This window comes from Myxococcus qinghaiensis (assembly GCF_024198215.1).
Lineage (GTDB): Bacteria > Myxococcota > Myxococcia > Myxococcales > Myxococcaceae > Myxococcus > Myxococcus qinghaiensis.
In genome coordinates this window covers 174,185-189,472 of the sequence record NZ_JAKCFA010000003.1, presented here as the reverse complement: position 1 = coordinate 189,472, position 15,288 = coordinate 174,185, and the positions used below count along the sequence as shown (strand labels likewise).

Genomic DNA, 15,288 nt, shown 5'->3' with positions numbered 1-15,288 from the left:
AGCGGTGACAGCCATGGCCAGAAAAGAAAAAACCCCAGTAAGTCCGAAGACTTACTGGGGCAATTCCTGGCGAGGAGTACGGGACTTGAACCCGTGGCCTCCGGCGTGACAGGCCGGCGTTCTAACCAACTGAACTAACTCCCCATAAACCTTGGGCGGAACAGGGATTGAACCTGTGACCCTCGCCTTGTAAGGGCGACGCTCTGCCGCTGAGCTATCCGCCCGCAGGCGTGTTCCGCGTTGCGACGAGCGGGCTTTTATAAGTGGCCCACGCCCCTGTCAAGCACCTGTTTAGAAGACCCGGGATCTTCCGTCACCGACCGCGCCGAGCGTGAAAACACTCGCGCGGCCGGTGACTTAAGGGCCTTGCGGCCTAGGGGCCGCCTGTGGCTCCCAGGTTTGCTCCTGAGAAGCCGTCGCCGAATTTGCCGCCCCCTCCCCGGTCGTTCCGATCGCCGTAGCAGTAGGGGCCTCCATTCAGCGAATAGCGGTACGCGTAGGCATCTCCTGCGGCACCCGGCAGGGGCGCTGAGAACTGGTCGTTATTGCCCTCGTCGCTCAGGAACGGGGCGGCGACCCACGTCCAGCCCGCGACACCAGGGTCTTGCTGGGCGTTGCCCACGCCCAACTCAGCCATGAGGCCCGGGATCGCGCCGCCCTGAGACGTCACTCCGTCCTCGTACACCTGACCGTAAACCGTCGTACCGGCACCTGCGGAGAACGGCCACTGCACGTTGCAGTAGTCGATGTCCGAGTGCTTGTTGACGGTGAGGGCATGCTGCTGGCCCTGGGAATAGCCCCCCACGTCACTGCCATCCTTGTCGCAGTAGGTCCACGTCGAGCCATCCGTGCTGTAGCGAAGACTCACGGCACGGTTGCCCTCGTAGGCCGGATGGATGGCCGTGGTGAACTCGTCCGTGTCCGCCTCGCCCGAGGCCTCGCCGGAGTAGGTCGCCGGCTTCCAGGTGAACGACGCCGGGGTGGTGGAGGCGTCCACGTCCGCGTTGCCCAGGCCGACCTGCACCTGGAGGCCCGTACCCGCACCGGGGCCGTTGGTGACGCCAGGGATGCGCACGCGGCCCGTCACGGTGACGGCATCGCCGCTGCCCACCGTCGTCCCACTCACGGCCTGCAGCCGGCAGACGCCCGTGGCCGCTGCCTGCACCGTCAACGTGCCCGCGTCCGCGATGTCGAAGTCGTCATCCGTCCCGTCCGCGTCGCAGTACACGTAGGGGCCGGTGCCCAGCTTCACGCGGTAGGCGAAGCGGAAGCTGCCCGCCGTGCCCGGGTTGGGCAGGGTGGCCCGGTACTCGTCATTCTGGTTGTTGCCCGTGTCGGCGCCATGCGTCGCCGCCACCCACTGCCAGCCTCCGCCCGTGTGGGCGCTGCCAGTGGGGCCATAACCCAGCTCCGCGACGATGCCCGCACCCGCACCGGCGCCCGGCGTCACGCCCGCCTCGTGCACCTGCACCGCGATGACCTTCGAGGCCGCCTCGCCGATGGCGTACGCCTCGACAGGGGGCGCCGCTTGCGTATCACCGCCCAGCCGGCACCAGTCCACCTGCGGCGGCACCACCGCGGCCACCGTCAGGACCGAAGCCTGCGCCGTCTGGTAGCCGTTGGCGCTGCCATCCCGGTCACAGTAGGCCCAGGCCCCGGTCTGATACCGGAAGCGCACGGCCACCGCGTAGGTGCCCTCCGTCGCGGGCGCCGTCAGCGACGTCTCGTAGGAGTCCTGCGCCCCGCTGTCCGTCTCGCCCGAGAAGCTCGCGGCCGTCCAGCTCCAGCCCGTCCCCGTCGCAGGGTCCGAGTCCGCGGGGCCATGGCCCACTTCCGAGGTGATGCCCGCGCCCGCCGCGCCGCTCGTGACGTCCGTCACCGTCGTCACCAGCACCTTGCCGTGCACCACCTGCGTGGCGCCGCCCGGCGTCGCGGTCAGCGTCGCCGGACCCACCAGCTGGCACGCGTCCACGGCCACCGGCTTCACCTCCAGGCCACCGGCCTGGTCCAGCGAGAAGCCGTTGCCGAGCCCGTCCGCGTCGCAGTAGCGGTACGCACCACCATTCACGTTGAAGCGGAAGGCGAACTTGTAGCGGCCCACCGTGCCCGGGTTGGGCAGCGCGGCCTTCCACTCATCGTTGTTCCCGCCGCCCACCTCGCGGTTGAAGCTCGCGCCCGTGGAGGTCCACTGCCAGCTCGCGGAGTCCGGCGCGGCCGCCTCCGGCCCGTAGCCCACCTGGCCCTGGATGCCCGTGCCTCCGCCCGTGCCCGGCGTGACGCCCTCCATGTAGACCTGGGCATAAATCTCCTTCGTCGCCTGGCCCACGCGGTACACCTCGCTCGGAGGCGGCTCGGTGGCCTCACCGCCGAGCTTGCACCAGCCGACGGAGATGTCCTGCGCCGCGCTCACGGTGAGCGTGCCCATCTTCGTGGTGTCGAAGCCCGTGGGGCCGCCGCTGTTTCCGTCCGAGTCGCACAGCAGATACGCGCCCTCATTCACCTTGAAGCGGTACGCGAAGCGGTAGCTGCCCAGCGTGCCCGGGTTGGGCAGCGTCGTCTCGAACTGGTCGTTGTTGCCGACCTCGTCCTTGTACGCGGCCGTCGTCGTCCAGTTCCATTGAGCCGAAGTGGCCGGGTTCTCCCCCGAGGGCCCCCAGCCCAGCTGGCCCACCAGGCCCGTGCCCGCGCCCGCGCCGCTCGTCACGCCCTGCACGAAGACCTGCGCCAACACCTTGCGGTTGGCCACCGCGTCCGTCGCGTACGTCACCGTCTCCGGCGTCGTGTTCCCATCCGGCCCCAGCTTGCAGTAGCCGATGACCTTGGGGACCACCACTTCGCCCGCGACGGTGAGCTGGCCCAGCTGCGCCAGCTCGAACTCCTGGCCGCCGTCATCCACGCCGTTTCCGTCGCAGACGCGCACGGGGCCGCCGTTGGCGCTGAAGCGCACCGCATAGCGGTAGTCGCCATTGAGCCCCGGGTTGGGCAGCGTGCCCTTCCACTCGTCGTTGACCTCGAAGTTGTCCTTGTTCCAGGCCAGCGGCGTGGCCCAGTTCCACAAGGGCGAGGTGCGGGGGTCCTCACCCGCGGGGCCCCAGCCCAGCTGGCCGGAGATGCCCGGGCCCGCGCCCACCTTGTCCGTCACGCCCGGCAGGTTGACCTGGGCGAAGACCGTCTTGAGCCCCGACGTCTGCGTCGTCTGGTAGTTGATGACCTCGGGGGCCTTCTGGTCCTCGCCAATCTTGCACCAGGCGACGGGCGGCTTCGGCGCCTCGGTGCCCACGGTGAGCGTGCCGAGCTTCAACAGGCTGAAGGTCAGCTCGCCCTCCACGCTGTCGTTGACGCCGTCCGCGTCGCACACGCGCCACGCGTTCTCACTGATGCTGAAGCGGAAGGCGACCTTGTACGTGCCCTCCGTGCCCGGGTTGGGCAGGTCCGCTTCCCACTCGTCGTTGTTGCCGTGCTCGGCCTTGTAGACGGCGGGGACCCACGTCCACGCGGCGGAGTCGCGCGGGTCCGAGTTCACCGGACCGATGCCCAGCTGCGCCACCAGCCCCGAGCCCGCGCCGGCGCCCTGGGTGATGCCCGCCGCGTACACCTGGCCCGCCACCTTGACCGGCGTCGTGTCCGCGGGGCGGTAGAACAGCTCCGGGTTGGCGCGGTTTCCGTCCGGGCCCAGCTTGCAGTAGTCCACGCGCGGCCGGGTGATGAACACGCGGCGCAGCATGTTCTCCGCCACGCCGTTGGCGATGCCGTCGCCGTCCGCCATCACCCACGTCTTCCCACCGTCGATGGAGAAGCGGATGGTGATGACCCACTCGCGGCTCTCCCCGCCGATGGCCGGCTGGAGCAGGACGTTACCCTTGTAGATGTCCGCCTCGCCGCTGTCGGAGTCGCCCTCGTACGTGGCCTCCTCCCAGGTGTAGCTGTCCGCGTTGAGCAGCTCGCCGTCCGCCGCCGCGAAGCCCACCTGCGCGCGCACGCCGCCGCCCTGGCCCACGCCCCGGGTGAGGCCGGCCACTGTGATTGCGCCGCGCACCAGCACGCCCACCGGCTGCCCGCCGCTCACCGCGTCGGTGTTGCCGTTGATGATTTCAGCCTGGTCGATGTTCGCCGCCGGCGGGCCCTCGTAGTTGAAGCCCCTCACCAGCACGCCATAGGCGCCGTCCGGGTTGACCACCCTCACGTCCACCTGCGCGGTGCCCGCCGAGGGCGAGTACCCGTAGATGCGGAAGGCGTTGACCACGACGACGCGCAGCGCCTCCTGGTTGCCCAGGTAGAGCTTCGCGCCCGGCTCGAAGCCGGAGCCATAGACGTTGATGAGCGTGTTGCCCGCGATGGGGCCACCCGCGGGGGTGATTTCCCTCACCGTGGGCGGGGTGGCCGCGGGGGGCAGGCCGCCCTCCGGGTCATCGCCACAGGCCGCGAGGAGCAACGACAACACGAGAAGAAGGGACCTCGGACAACGCGACATCGGCCATCACCCCTTGACGCCGCCGGCGGTCAACCCGCCGACGAGGTGCTTCTGGAGAGCGAAGAACAACGCCATGACCGGCGCGGAGACAATCAACGCGCAGGCGGCGAACTTGCCCCATTCCACCTTGTACTCGCCCACGTACCGCTGGAGGGCGACGGGCAGGGTGAAACGGGTCGGGTCATTGATCAGCGTGGCGGCGAGGACGAACTCGTTCCACGCCGTCATGAAGGAGAACAGCGCCGTCACGGCCAGCGCGGGGCGGGCCAGGGGCAATACCACCTTGATGAACACCTGGAAGGGCGAGGCCCCGTCCATCACCGCCGCCTCCTCCAGCTCGCGCGGCAGCGTGTCGAAGTAGCCCTTCAACATCCAGATGCAGAAGGGCAGGGCGGTGGTGGCGTACACCAGCACCAGCCCGGTGAGGCTGTCGAGCAGCCGCAGCTTCTGGAGGATGCCGTAGATGGGCACCAGCATCAGCGTCGCCGGGAACATCTGGGTGACGAGCAGGGCCTGCATGCCGCCCTCCTTGCCCGGGAACTTGAAGCGCGACAGCGCGTACGCCGCCGTCACCGCGAGCGTCAGCCCCACCGCCGTCGTGGCGCCGGAGACGATGAAGCTGGCCAGCACCTGCCGGCCGAACACCCATCTCCCCTGCGCATCCGAGCCGAGCAGCACGTCCCGGAAGTGGTCGAACGTCACCGCGTCCGGGAACGGGTTGGCGGTGAGCGACATGCTGTCCGACGGCGACAGCGCCATCTTCACCACCCACAGCACCGGGTAGAGCGTCACCATGCACATCAGGCTCAGCCCCATGTGGATGACGGCCATCTTCAAGCCGGAGGGCTTCTTCATGACGCCTCCTCCGGCTTCATCAGGCGCCGGGTGAAGACCGACCAGCCCATCAGCACCACGAAGATGAGGACTGAGTACGCCGCCGCGAAGCCGTACTGCTCGTTGCGCTGGAAGGCCCAGCGGAACGCCTCAGACACCAGGATGTCCGTGGCGCCGCCCGGCTCGCCTCCGGACACCAGGTAGATGATGTTGAACATGTTGAACGTCCACACGCTGCCCAGGATGACGGCGGGCAGCATGGCGGGCTTGAGCAGGGGCAGGGTGATTCGCCGGAACTGCGTCCACTTGCTGGCGCCGTCCACCTCCGCGGCCTCGTACAGCTCCTGCGGGATGGACTGCAGCGCGCCCAGCGCCACCACCATCATGAACGGGAAGCCCAGCCACGTGTTGGTGGCCACGTTGGCCGCGAAGGCCGTGGAGAATCGGGTGAACCAGCTCACCGGCTCCAGGTCCAGCGCCACGAGCAGGCCGTTGATGGCGCCGAACTGCCGGTGGAACATGCCCTTCCACATCAGCGCGGTGATGTAGTTGGGCACCGCCCACGGGATGATGAGCAGCACCCGGTACACCCCGCGCATCTTGAGCAGCGGGTCCTTCAGGATGAGCGCCAGCCCCAGGCCGATGCTCACGTGCAGCACCACGTTCACCACCGCCCACAGGAGCGTCACCGCGAGCGTGAAGTAGAACGAGAGCGGCTCGGTGATGCTGTAGCCCCGGCTGGCCAGGATGTCGACGAAGTTGGCCAGGCCCACGAACGTGTACTGCCCCGCGTCGTGGTGGAACAGCGACAGCGTCAAACCCACCGCGAAGGGGATGAACACCAGCACCAGCAGGCCCGCCGCCGCGGGCGCGACATACGTCACCGCGCGCGAGACATCCGGATAGCGCTGACGGAACGTCTGGCTCTGCGCCGGCCGCCGCAGCACCCACGCCGTGCCACCGCCCAGGACCATCACCCCCGCGAGCGTCAGCCAGGGCATGGGGTTGGCTTCGGGCGGACGCTCCCGGTGCAGGGCCCGGTAGCGGCGGTCCGCGAGCGCGCCCGCGTCCTCGGGCCGGGTTCCGCCCTGGAGCACCGCGCGCAGCGTCAGCTTCATGGGCTCCCACACGCGCGCCATCTCCAGCGTGTTGGGCATGGGCGTGGCGTCGCGCGCCGCCTCGCGGAAGGAGGAGATGAGCGTGTCGTCCTTCACCTCCTGGAACTGGTAGGCGGCCACGTCCGCCGGAATCTGCCGGCCCACCGTGGTGCGCACCCGCGAGGCCTCGCCCAGCGACAGGAAGCGCGCCAGCTCGTGCGCCCGCGCGGCCTGCTCCGTGCGCGAGGAGACGAAGGCCGCCTCCACGCCGAGGAAGGGCTTCATCGGCGTGCCCGTCTCGCTCACCGTGGGCAGCGCCACCACGCGGTACTGCACCGACGGCGCGATTTCCCCCGCGAACCAGGGGCCGCTGATGGTCATCGCCGCGCGGCCATCGTTGAAGAGCGTCTTCACCAGCGCCCCCGACACCTCCGTGGGCATCATCCGCTCGTCCTGCAACTTCTTCACGAAGGCCAGCGAGCGCGCCATCCCCGGCGTGTCGAAGCTCGCCCGGCCCGTGGCGTCGAACAGCGGCCCGTCGAAGCCGAAGAGGAACGGCGCGTGGAAGTAGAAGTCCCCGCTCTCGTACGCCAGCCCGAAGCGCCCCTCCTCGGGCTTCGACAGGGTGGGCAGCAGCGCCAGCAGCTCCGCGGTGGTGGTGGGCGGGCGCGGCACCAGCTTCGTATTCACGTAGAGCGCCAGCGACTTGAGCGACATCGGATAGCCGTACACCTGGCCATCCACCTCCAGCGCCTGCACCGTGTTGGCGAAGTAGTCGTCCCGGACGAGGGTGCCCGTCGTGGGCGCCAGCAGGTTCTGTCCCTGGAAGTTGCGCAGCCGCTCGTGGTTGAAGATGAAGACGTCGGGGCCCGCGCCGTGGGGAATGGCGTTGGTCAGCTTGGCCGCGTAGGCGTCATAGGGCAGCGCGAGCATGTCCACCCGCACGCCCGTCTTCTCCGTGAAGAGCGTGGTCGCTTGGAGCAGCGCGGCCTCCTCTCCACCCCGGTACGCGTGCCACAGCTTGAGGGGCGCGGGCTGGGGCTCCTCCGCGTGAGCGCTCCCCGCCAGGGCGAGCAGCACCAGCGCCAACACCCTGCTCAAGACGCCACCTCCAGCGACTCGCGCTCCACGGGATGGCGCAGGGCCACGGAGCCGTCCTCGGTGAACACATGCAGCGCGTCCGCCATGGGCGCCAGGAACACCTTGTCGCCCACCGACACCTGGGTGCCCTTGTCGAAGCGCGCGGCCACCGGGCCCGCCTCCGTGCTGACGAAGGCGTACCCGTCGAACCCCAGCCGCTCCACCGCGTCCACCGTGCCCGCCAGGGGCCCCAGCGTCGCCACGCGCAGGTCCTGGGGACGCAGGCCCACCAGGACGTTGGCCGCGCCCGGAGAGAGGTCCGCTGGGGAGAGCAAGGTGAAGCCCTTGCCCACCAGGTTCGCCCCGTCGCGCCGGGCCTCCAGGAAGTTCATCGCCGGTGAGCCCAGGAAGCCCGCGACGAAGCGGTTCGCCGGTCGGTTGTACAGCTCCAGCGGGGGGCCCACCTGCTGCAACACGCCCCCGTTGAAGACAGCCACCCGGGTGGCCAGCGTCATCGCCTCCACCTGGTCATGGGTGACGTAGATCATCGTCGCGCCCAGCCGGCGGTGCAGCCGCGCCAGCTCCCCGCGCATCTGCACCCGCAGGGCGGTGTCCAGGTTGGACAGGGGCTCGTCGAAGAGGAAGACCTTCGGCCGCCGGACGATGGCGCGCCCCATGGCCACGCGCTGGCGTTGACCACCCGACAGCGCCTTGGGCTTGCGCTCCAGGAGATGCCCCAGCTCCAACATCGCCGCGACTTCGTCCACCCGGGAGGAGATCTCCGCCTGGGGGAACCTCCGCAGCGTCAGGCCGAAGGCCAGGTTCTCCCGCACCGTCATGTGGGGGTAGAGCGCGTACGACTGGAACACCATCGCCACGTCGCGATCTCTCGGGGGCACGTCGTTGACGCGCGCCCCTCCGATTCGCACCTCGCCTGAGTCCACCTGCTCCAGCCCGGCGATGAGCCGCAGCAGCGTCGTCTTTCCGCAGCCCGACGGCCCCACCATGACCAGGAACTCGCCCTGTCCCACCTGAAGGTCCACGCCCTTCACGATGAGGTTCGGGCCAAACGACTTCTTGATTCCGTTCAGGGTGACTTCGGACAAGACGCGCTCGGAAAATAGAGGGGGGAACGGCGCGGCACATTACCCGGAGCCTCGCGCTTTCCTCAAACCCGCCGGGTTGGGCGCGGTGCGTCATTATCGCGGGGGCCCATCCGGAAGTTTCCGGAGTCCGTAGAGTGACAACGGGGGTGGCCGCCTTGTCAGCCCCGGAAGGCGCTTGTTATGGAAGACGGCATCCGGTTCGTCGAGGTCTACCCCACCGTATGAGCACTCCCCGTTGGTCCCTCCCGAGGGGCGCGACCCTGGTCGCTTTTCTGTTCGCCGTCGGTTGCAGCGAGAGCGACTACGTCCGGCTCTACCACAGCGAGGCCCGCGCCCCGAGCTACACCGTCGAGGACGTCGAGTCGATGAAGCACATGGGCGCGACGTTCACCGACCAGGGGGTCAACTTCGCCCTCTACTCGGAGAACGCGACGCGGCTGGAGCTGCTCCTGTTCGATGACCCGGAGAGCAACCGGCCCTCGCGCACGTACCCGCTGACGCGCTACGGGGACGTGTGGAACGTCTACGTGGAGGGCGTGGGCCTGGGGCAGCACTACGGCTTCCGGGCGTGGGGCCCCAACTGGGAGTTCGACGAGCGCTGGTTCCCCGGCTCCATCCACGGCTTCCGCGCGGACGCGGACGTGGACGGCAACCGCTTCAACCCGAACAAGCTGCTGACGGACCCGTACTCGAAGGCGCTGCACCGGGACCACGACTGGGGCAAGGGCAGCACCGCGAGCGGACCGGCGCGCACGGAGGTGACGTACGCGGCCTCCGCCAAGAGCGTGCTGGTGCAGAGCACCTACCAGTGGGGCGAGGCGGAGCGGCAGTGGCGGGACAACCGCCAGAACGAGCAGTGGGCGGGCCACAAGTGGCAGGACCTCATCGTCTACGAGGTCCACGCCAAGGGCTTCACCGCGGACCCCGCCAGCGGCGTGCGCTTCCCCGGCACCTACCGGGGCCTGGGCGAGAAGGCCGACTACTTCAAGGACCTGGGCATCACCGCCGTGGAGCTGCTCCCCATCCACGAGAAGCCGCTGGACGGCGGGTACTGGGGCTATCAGACCATCAACTTCTTCGCGCCCGAGCTGTCCTACGCCGCCTTCAAGCGGCCGAACGAGGTCATCGACGAGTTCAAGTGGATGGTGGAGGAGCTGCACAAGCGGGACATCGAGGTCATCGTCGACGTCGTCTACAACCACACCGGCGAGGGCGGCCTCTGGCGCGAGAAGCTGGAGTCGGACGATGTGCTGCCCGGCGATCCGCTGGACTCGTTGGACCCGGCGGAAGTGGCGGGCGTGTACTCGTTCCGGGGCATCGACAATCAGGCGTACTACGGCCTGACCGGGGACCGGCGGCTGTACTGGAACAACACGGGCGTGGGCAACCAGACGCGGCCCAACCACCGGCCCATGCGCAAGCTCATCATCGACAGCCTGCGCTTCTACACCGAGGAGCTGCACGTCGACGGCTTCCGCTTCGACCTGGCGCCCATCCTTGGCGAGAGAGACCAGGACTACAACCGCTGGGATGATCCGAAGAACACGGTGCTCCAGGAGATTGTCGATGACCCGGTGCTCCAGAAGTACAACACGCGCATCATCGCGGAGCCCTGGAGCGCGGGCGGCTGGTACTGCATGCCCATGGGCGAGTTCCCCAACTCCCTCACCCAGCCGGGCAACGGCTGGTACGAGTGGAACGGCCGCTTCCGCGACTGGTGGCGCGCGTTCATCAACCGCGACGACTGGAAGCTCAACTCCAACGAGGGCTCGCTGTGCGGCAGGCCGGGCTCGGCGGACGGCGCCTTCCTGATGTACGGCAGCAAGGAGTGGTACTCGCGCAACGGCCGCCGCCCGTACCACTCGATGAACTTCATCACCGTGCACGACGGCTTCACGATGTATGACTTGTTCACCTACGAGGTGAAGCAGAACAAGTGCGGGCCGCTCAACCCGGTGTGCTGCGACACGCCCAACAGCCCCTTCTGCGACAAGGTGAGCGGCGAGGACCACAACCGCTCGCGCAACTGGGGCCCGGTGGGGGATGCGCGCGGGGAGAGCATGCGCCGGCAGATGATGCGCAACGCCTTCATGGCGATGATGATTTCGCACGGCACGCCCATGATCCTGGGCGGCGACGAGTGGATGCGCACGCAGCTGGGCAACAACAACGCCTACTCCACGCGCGCCGACAACCCGTTCAACTGGTACCAGTGGGGCGCGTACCTGGCGCGCGACGAGCGGCACCGGATGTACGAGTTCGTCAAGGCGGCCATCCGCCTGCGCAAGGAGCACTCCTACGCCTTCGCGCCGCCGGACTACGAGAAGGGCTCGCCCCTGGTGTGGAAGAGCGCCCAGAACACCGAGGAGGTGGGCTGGGACACCAAGCAGCTGATGATGCACTACCCGGACACGACCCACGGCCCGGAGCTGGTGGTGCTCATCAACATGGAGCCGCGCGCGGTGGAGTTCACCCTGCCGCCGGGGCGCCAGTGGAAGCGGCTCATCGACACGCAGGCCTACTTCGACAGCCCCGAGTACCTGTCCGCCACGGGCCTGGAGTCCCGTGTCACGGGCAACTCCTGGCTGGACGCGCCGTCCCCCGTGACGGGGACGACCTACGGGGTGCCCGAGCGCACCATCGTCGTCCTGCGCGCGGAGTAGGGGCAGGCAGCCGAGGTGCGCTATAAGCAGGGCCCGTCCATGCGAGTCCTGCCAGCGCGCCTCGGCGCCCTCCTGCTGCTCCTCTTCCCGCTCGTCACCCTGGCCGACGCCACGAGAGATCGCTTCGGCGCGGCGGGTTACTTCCGCATCATGACCCGCCCGGATTTCTCGGGGGGCTCCGGCCAGCTCGGTTACTACTGGCTGTACGGTCGGCTCCTCAACGAGAGCCCCTACGGCGAGCTGAACCTGAGACTGGACGTGCTCCAGTCCGCGCCGGGAACCGACGAAGCGTGGGCGGAGGTGCACACGCGCTTCTCCGGCACGTCGTTCCGCTCGGCCGACCCGGGCAACGGCTCCTTCGTCAACTTCCGCGCGGACTACCTGTTCGTGCGCGCCGGCAACATCCTGCTCGACAGGGTGACGTGGCAGCTGGGCACGCTCGAGGACCGGTGGAATGACTTGCACATCTACGACCAGCGCCCGGCGACGCTGCTCTGGGACACGGTGGGCCTGTCCGGGACGTACCAGGGCGACCGCTACGACGTGCTGCTGGCGGTGGGTGACAGCGGCTACACGCTGCGTCCCCAGAAGTACAACACGGTGCTCACCGGCGCCGCGTCTTTCCGCTACCGGCTGATTCCGGGGCACCTGGAGTTGGGCATCCGCGGGCAGCTCGGCTACGAGCCGAAGGTGCGGGGCAACCGCAACGCGCTCTACGCGTCGCCCAACACCAACTACGAGGACTTCGTGCGGCGCGAGGTCGTGCAGCGCTACTTCGAGCAGAACCCGGGCCAGGCGGACTACGAGGTGGGGCGCCTGACTCCGCGCAGCGCGCTGTCGTACCGGGCCATGGGCTACGTGGGCTTCGGCAACCTGGGGCCGCTCATCTGGGACAACCTGTACCTCACCTTCGAGCGCAAGCACCCGGACCAGGGCTACACGGAGCGCGTGCGCGACAGGGAGTTCCAGGTCTTCATCGCGGACCAGACGGACGAGCGCTACGAGGCGGCGCTGGGCAACGAGGCGTACCTGAAAATCATCCCCGACAAGCTGGAGGCCCTGTGGGGCGTCTGGGTGGGGTACGCGTACAACAAGGACAACGCCATCAAGCCCGGCGACGACGACCGCTTCATCGCGTCCACCGTGCTGCGGCTCCAGTACTTCCTCACCGAGCGCGTGCACCTCCTGGCGGAGACGAGCATCGCCACGGAGCGCAGCCAGAACGGCAACCTGTATCGCAACCACGTGGACTCGGTGTTCACCAACACCGGCGGCATCCCGGACTCGCGCGGCCTGGAGTACGGCGACAGCGACACGCGCAACACGTGGCAGGGAAAAATCGGTGTCGTGCTCACGCCGACGGGACGGGGCATCTACGCGCGCCCCAGCCTGCGGCTCTTGTACGGCATCCAGCACTCCTCGCAGCACGCGGCGTTCGGCAATTCGTTCGTGGATAGCCTGGACCAGTACAACACGTACATCGGCCCCGAGCGCCACTGGCACTCGGTGGTCGCCATCGAGGCCGAAGGATGGTTCTGAGACAGCGGTGGATGGTCGTCCTCTTCCTGGCGCTCACGGCGTCGGGCTGCCTGAAGCGGCAGGGGCCGCCGGTGCTGGCGCCCGAGGGCACGGTGGTGGCGGTGGCCTATATCCGGGACGACGCGCAGCGACGCGGCACCGTGTCGCAAGTTCCTGAGGGTGTCCGGCAGCGCATCCAGGAGTCCCTGGCCAAGCGCAACCTCCAGGTGCAGGAGGTGCCCTACGAGCGGTACGCCACCGAGTTCGCGAAGGTGACGGACTCGCAGCGCCGCTTCGCGATGCTCAAGCAGCAGGCCCCGGAGGCCCCGCTGCTGCTCCTGGTGGAGACGCGGGTGTCGTTCTTCGGCCAGGTGGGCGGGCGCTTCTCCTGGGACGTGTACGTGAAGACGACGGCGAACCGCGCCTCGTCCAAGCTGGAGCCGACCAGCGACCAGCAGGACTATGGCGCCGCGCTCCAGTTCGACCAGCAGCGCGAGGATGACGCGCAGAACGAGGTGTCCCGCCAGATTTCGGGGCAGGCCGCCGCGCTGTTCGACTCGTTCCTCGCCTCGCCCATGCTGGTGCCGAACACGGATGGTGGCCCTGGCGTGGTGCCCGGCCTGGACGCGCCGGCCGGCGAGGGAATCGAGCCGGGCAAGAGCACGCCGTCGGAGCTGCCTCCTCCCGGGCCCGAGGCTCCGCCCGTGCCGCCTCCCGCGCCCAAGCCGTACCGGGGCCTGTGGATGCCGCCGGACGGCGATGCCATCTACTTCGTGCTGGTGGACCGCTTCTCCAACGGGGACGCGGGCAATGACGGGACGGTGGATGCGAAGGACGCGCAGGCCTTTCACGGCGGAGACCTGCAAGGTGTGATTGACCGACTGGACGGGCTGAAGTCGCTCGGTGTCCGCACGGTGTGGCTTTCACCCGTCTTCCAGATGCGGACGGAGAAGTTCCATGGGTACGGCGCCTTCCACGGGTACTGGGTGGAGGACTTCGGACGGGTGGAGCCGCGCTTCGGTGATGCGGCCCTGCTGACGCGGCTGTCGGACGAGCTGCGGCGCCGGGACATGCGGCTGGTGCTGGACGTGGTGCTCAACCACGTGGGGCCGGACACGCGGCTCACGCGCGAGAAGCCCGAGTGGTTCCACGGACTGGGCCCCATCACGAACTGGGAGGACTCGCGCGAGCTGGTGATGCGCGACGTGCACGGGCTGCCGGACCTGGCGGTGGAGCAGGAGGCGGTCTACGCGCACCTGTTGGAGAAGTCGCTGAAGTGGGTGGACGCGGTGAAGCCGGCGGGCTTCCGCCTGGATGCCGTCAAGCACCTGCCGATGGACTTCTGGGCCCGCTACAACGACGACGTGCGCGCGCACGCGGGCAGCGACTTCCTCCTCCTGGGCGAACTCCTGGACGGCGACCCGGTGCTGCTGGCGCGGGTGATGAAGGAGGGGCGCTTCGGGACGATGTTCGACTTCCCGCTGGCCTTCGCGCTGGTGGATGTCTTCTGTCGCGGCCGCTCGCCGGCGCACCTGGGCTCGGTGCTCTTCAACGACAGGCTGAACCCGGCGCCCGGCTCGCTGGTGACGCTGCTGGACAACCACGATTTGCCCCGCGTGATGAGCGAGTGCGGCGGGGACGTGGAGAAGGTGAAGCGCGCGCTGGCGGTGCAGCTCACGGCGCGAGGAGTGCCGGCGCTGACGTACGGCATCGAGGAGGGGCTCACCGGCGCGAAGGAGCCGGAGAACCGTGGGGACATGCGCTTCACGCCGGACCACCCGCTGCGTGCGTGGATTGGTCGGCTGTTGGAAGCACGGCGGGGCAGCGGGGCCCTCCAGCGTGGCGAGACACTGGTGCTCGCCGCCCGGGAGGACCTCTTCGCCTATGCCCGCGTGACACCCGACGAGGCCGTGTTCATCGGCATCAACTCCGGGACGAAGCCCCGCGACGTATTCCTCCCCAAGGCGCTGGCCGAGGCCGGCCGTGCCGCCGACCCGCTGACGGGCGCCGAGGGCATGCTGCCCCGGTTGGCCGAGTCCGAGTACTTCCACGTCTCGGCGCCGCCCGGAGAGGTGACGCTGCGTCGGCTGAAGCCCCGCACGCCGGGCGGCTTCGCGGCGCTCGCCACGAAGGCGCGGGCGTGGTGGCGCGGCGAGGGTGAGCGGCGCACGGTGGTGCTCGCGACGGGGGACGCCTCCGTGCGCGTGGTGGGCGGCGGGCCGGAGCTGGGCGGGTGGAAGCCCGAGCGCTCGCTGCGCCCGGAGGCGGGCGCGGTGACACTGTCGCTGCCCGTGGGGGGCCTCTTCGAGTACAAGCTCGTCCGGGACGACGGCCCGGGGAAGTTCGCCTGGGAAGGCGGACCGAACCGGCTGCTCTACGTTCCGGAGCCGGACGCGTCCGGCCTCGACAGCTCGGGTCCCCTCCGCGTGGAGGTGGCCTGGGAGCAGCGCCCCGTCGTCGCCGTGCCGTCCGCCCTCGTCAGCCCTCTTCTATTCCGCTCCCGACCGGAGCCCTGACCC

General features: G+C 69.0%; 7 protein-coding genes and 2 tRNA genes. 3 read left to right on the top strand and 6 right to left on the bottom strand.

The genetic code is table 11. The features are described 5' to 3' along the window. Positions 1-67: 67 nt before the first annotated feature. From LZ199_RS05875 to LZ199_RS05850, 6 genes are all read right to left on the bottom strand, one after another. A tRNA-Asp gene (locus LZ199_RS05875) sits at positions 68-144 on the bottom strand. 8 nt (positions 145-152) lie between these two features. After that, positions 153-224: transfer RNA gene (locus tag LZ199_RS05870), tRNA-Val, on the bottom strand. Between the two features lie 149 nt (positions 225-373). Further along, positions 374-4,441: an IPT/TIG domain-containing protein gene (locus LZ199_RS05865; protein WP_253992651.1), complete on the bottom strand. Its 4,068-nt coding sequence runs from the start codon at positions 4,439-4,441 to the stop codon at positions 374-376. Between the two features lie 36 nt (positions 4,442-4,477). Beyond that, the gene (locus tag LZ199_RS05860; RefSeq protein ID WP_253992650.1) at positions 4,478-5,326 is read right to left on the bottom strand and encodes a sugar ABC transporter permease; all 849 of its coding nucleotides are present in this window, start codon (positions 5,324-5,326) and stop codon (positions 4,478-4,480) included. After that, positions 5,323-7,494 (bottom strand): extracellular solute-binding protein, encoded by a 2,172-nt coding sequence (locus tag LZ199_RS05855; RefSeq protein ID WP_253992977.1) that lies wholly within the window; start codon positions 7,492-7,494, stop codon positions 5,323-5,325. The genes LZ199_RS05860 and LZ199_RS05855 overlap by 4 nt, the downstream gene beginning before the upstream one ends. A gap of 5 nt (positions 7,495-7,499) precedes the next feature. Continuing rightward, positions 7,500-8,588 (bottom strand): ABC transporter ATP-binding protein, encoded by a 1,089-nt coding sequence (locus LZ199_RS05850; RefSeq protein ID WP_253992649.1) that lies wholly within the window; start codon positions 8,586-8,588, stop codon positions 7,500-7,502. Between the two features lie 221 nt (positions 8,589-8,809). Here LZ199_RS05850 and LZ199_RS05845 point away from each other — a divergent pair, with 221 nt between their 5' ends. From LZ199_RS05845 to LZ199_RS05835, 3 genes are read left to right on the top strand one after another with little or no spacing between them, the layout of a single operon-like run. Further along, positions 8,810-11,251, top strand: a complete 2,442-nt coding sequence (locus tag LZ199_RS05845; RefSeq protein WP_253992648.1) for a glycogen debranching protein — start codon at positions 8,810-8,812, stop codon at positions 11,249-11,251. A gap of 39 nt (positions 11,252-11,290) precedes the next feature. Beyond that, the gene (locus tag LZ199_RS05840; RefSeq protein WP_253992647.1) at positions 11,291-12,790 is read left to right on the top strand and encodes a hypothetical protein; all 1,500 of its coding nucleotides are present in this window, start codon (positions 11,291-11,293) and stop codon (positions 12,788-12,790) included. After that, complete coding sequence (locus tag LZ199_RS05835; protein WP_253992646.1) at positions 12,781-15,285, top strand: alpha-amylase family glycosyl hydrolase; 2,505 nt, start codon at positions 12,781-12,783, stop codon at positions 15,283-15,285. Before LZ199_RS05840 ends, LZ199_RS05835 begins: the two co-directional genes overlap by 10 nt. The last annotated feature ends 3 nt before the right edge of the window (positions 15,286-15,288 follow it).

Coding starts and splice junctions, on each gene's coding strand:
- LZ199_RS05860 (WP_253992650.1), bottom strand. CDS start 5,326: ATGAAGAAGCCCTCCGGCTTGAAGATGGCCGTCATCCACATGGGGCTG.
- LZ199_RS05845 (WP_253992648.1), top strand. CDS start 8,810: ATGAGCACTCCCCGTTGGTCCCTCCCGAGGGGCGCGACCCTGGTCGCT.
- LZ199_RS05840 (WP_253992647.1), top strand. CDS start 11,291: ATGCGAGTCCTGCCAGCGCGCCTCGGCGCCCTCCTGCTGCTCCTCTTC.
- LZ199_RS05835 (WP_253992646.1), top strand. CDS start 12,781: ATGGTTCTGAGACAGCGGTGGATGGTCGTCCTCTTCCTGGCGCTCACG.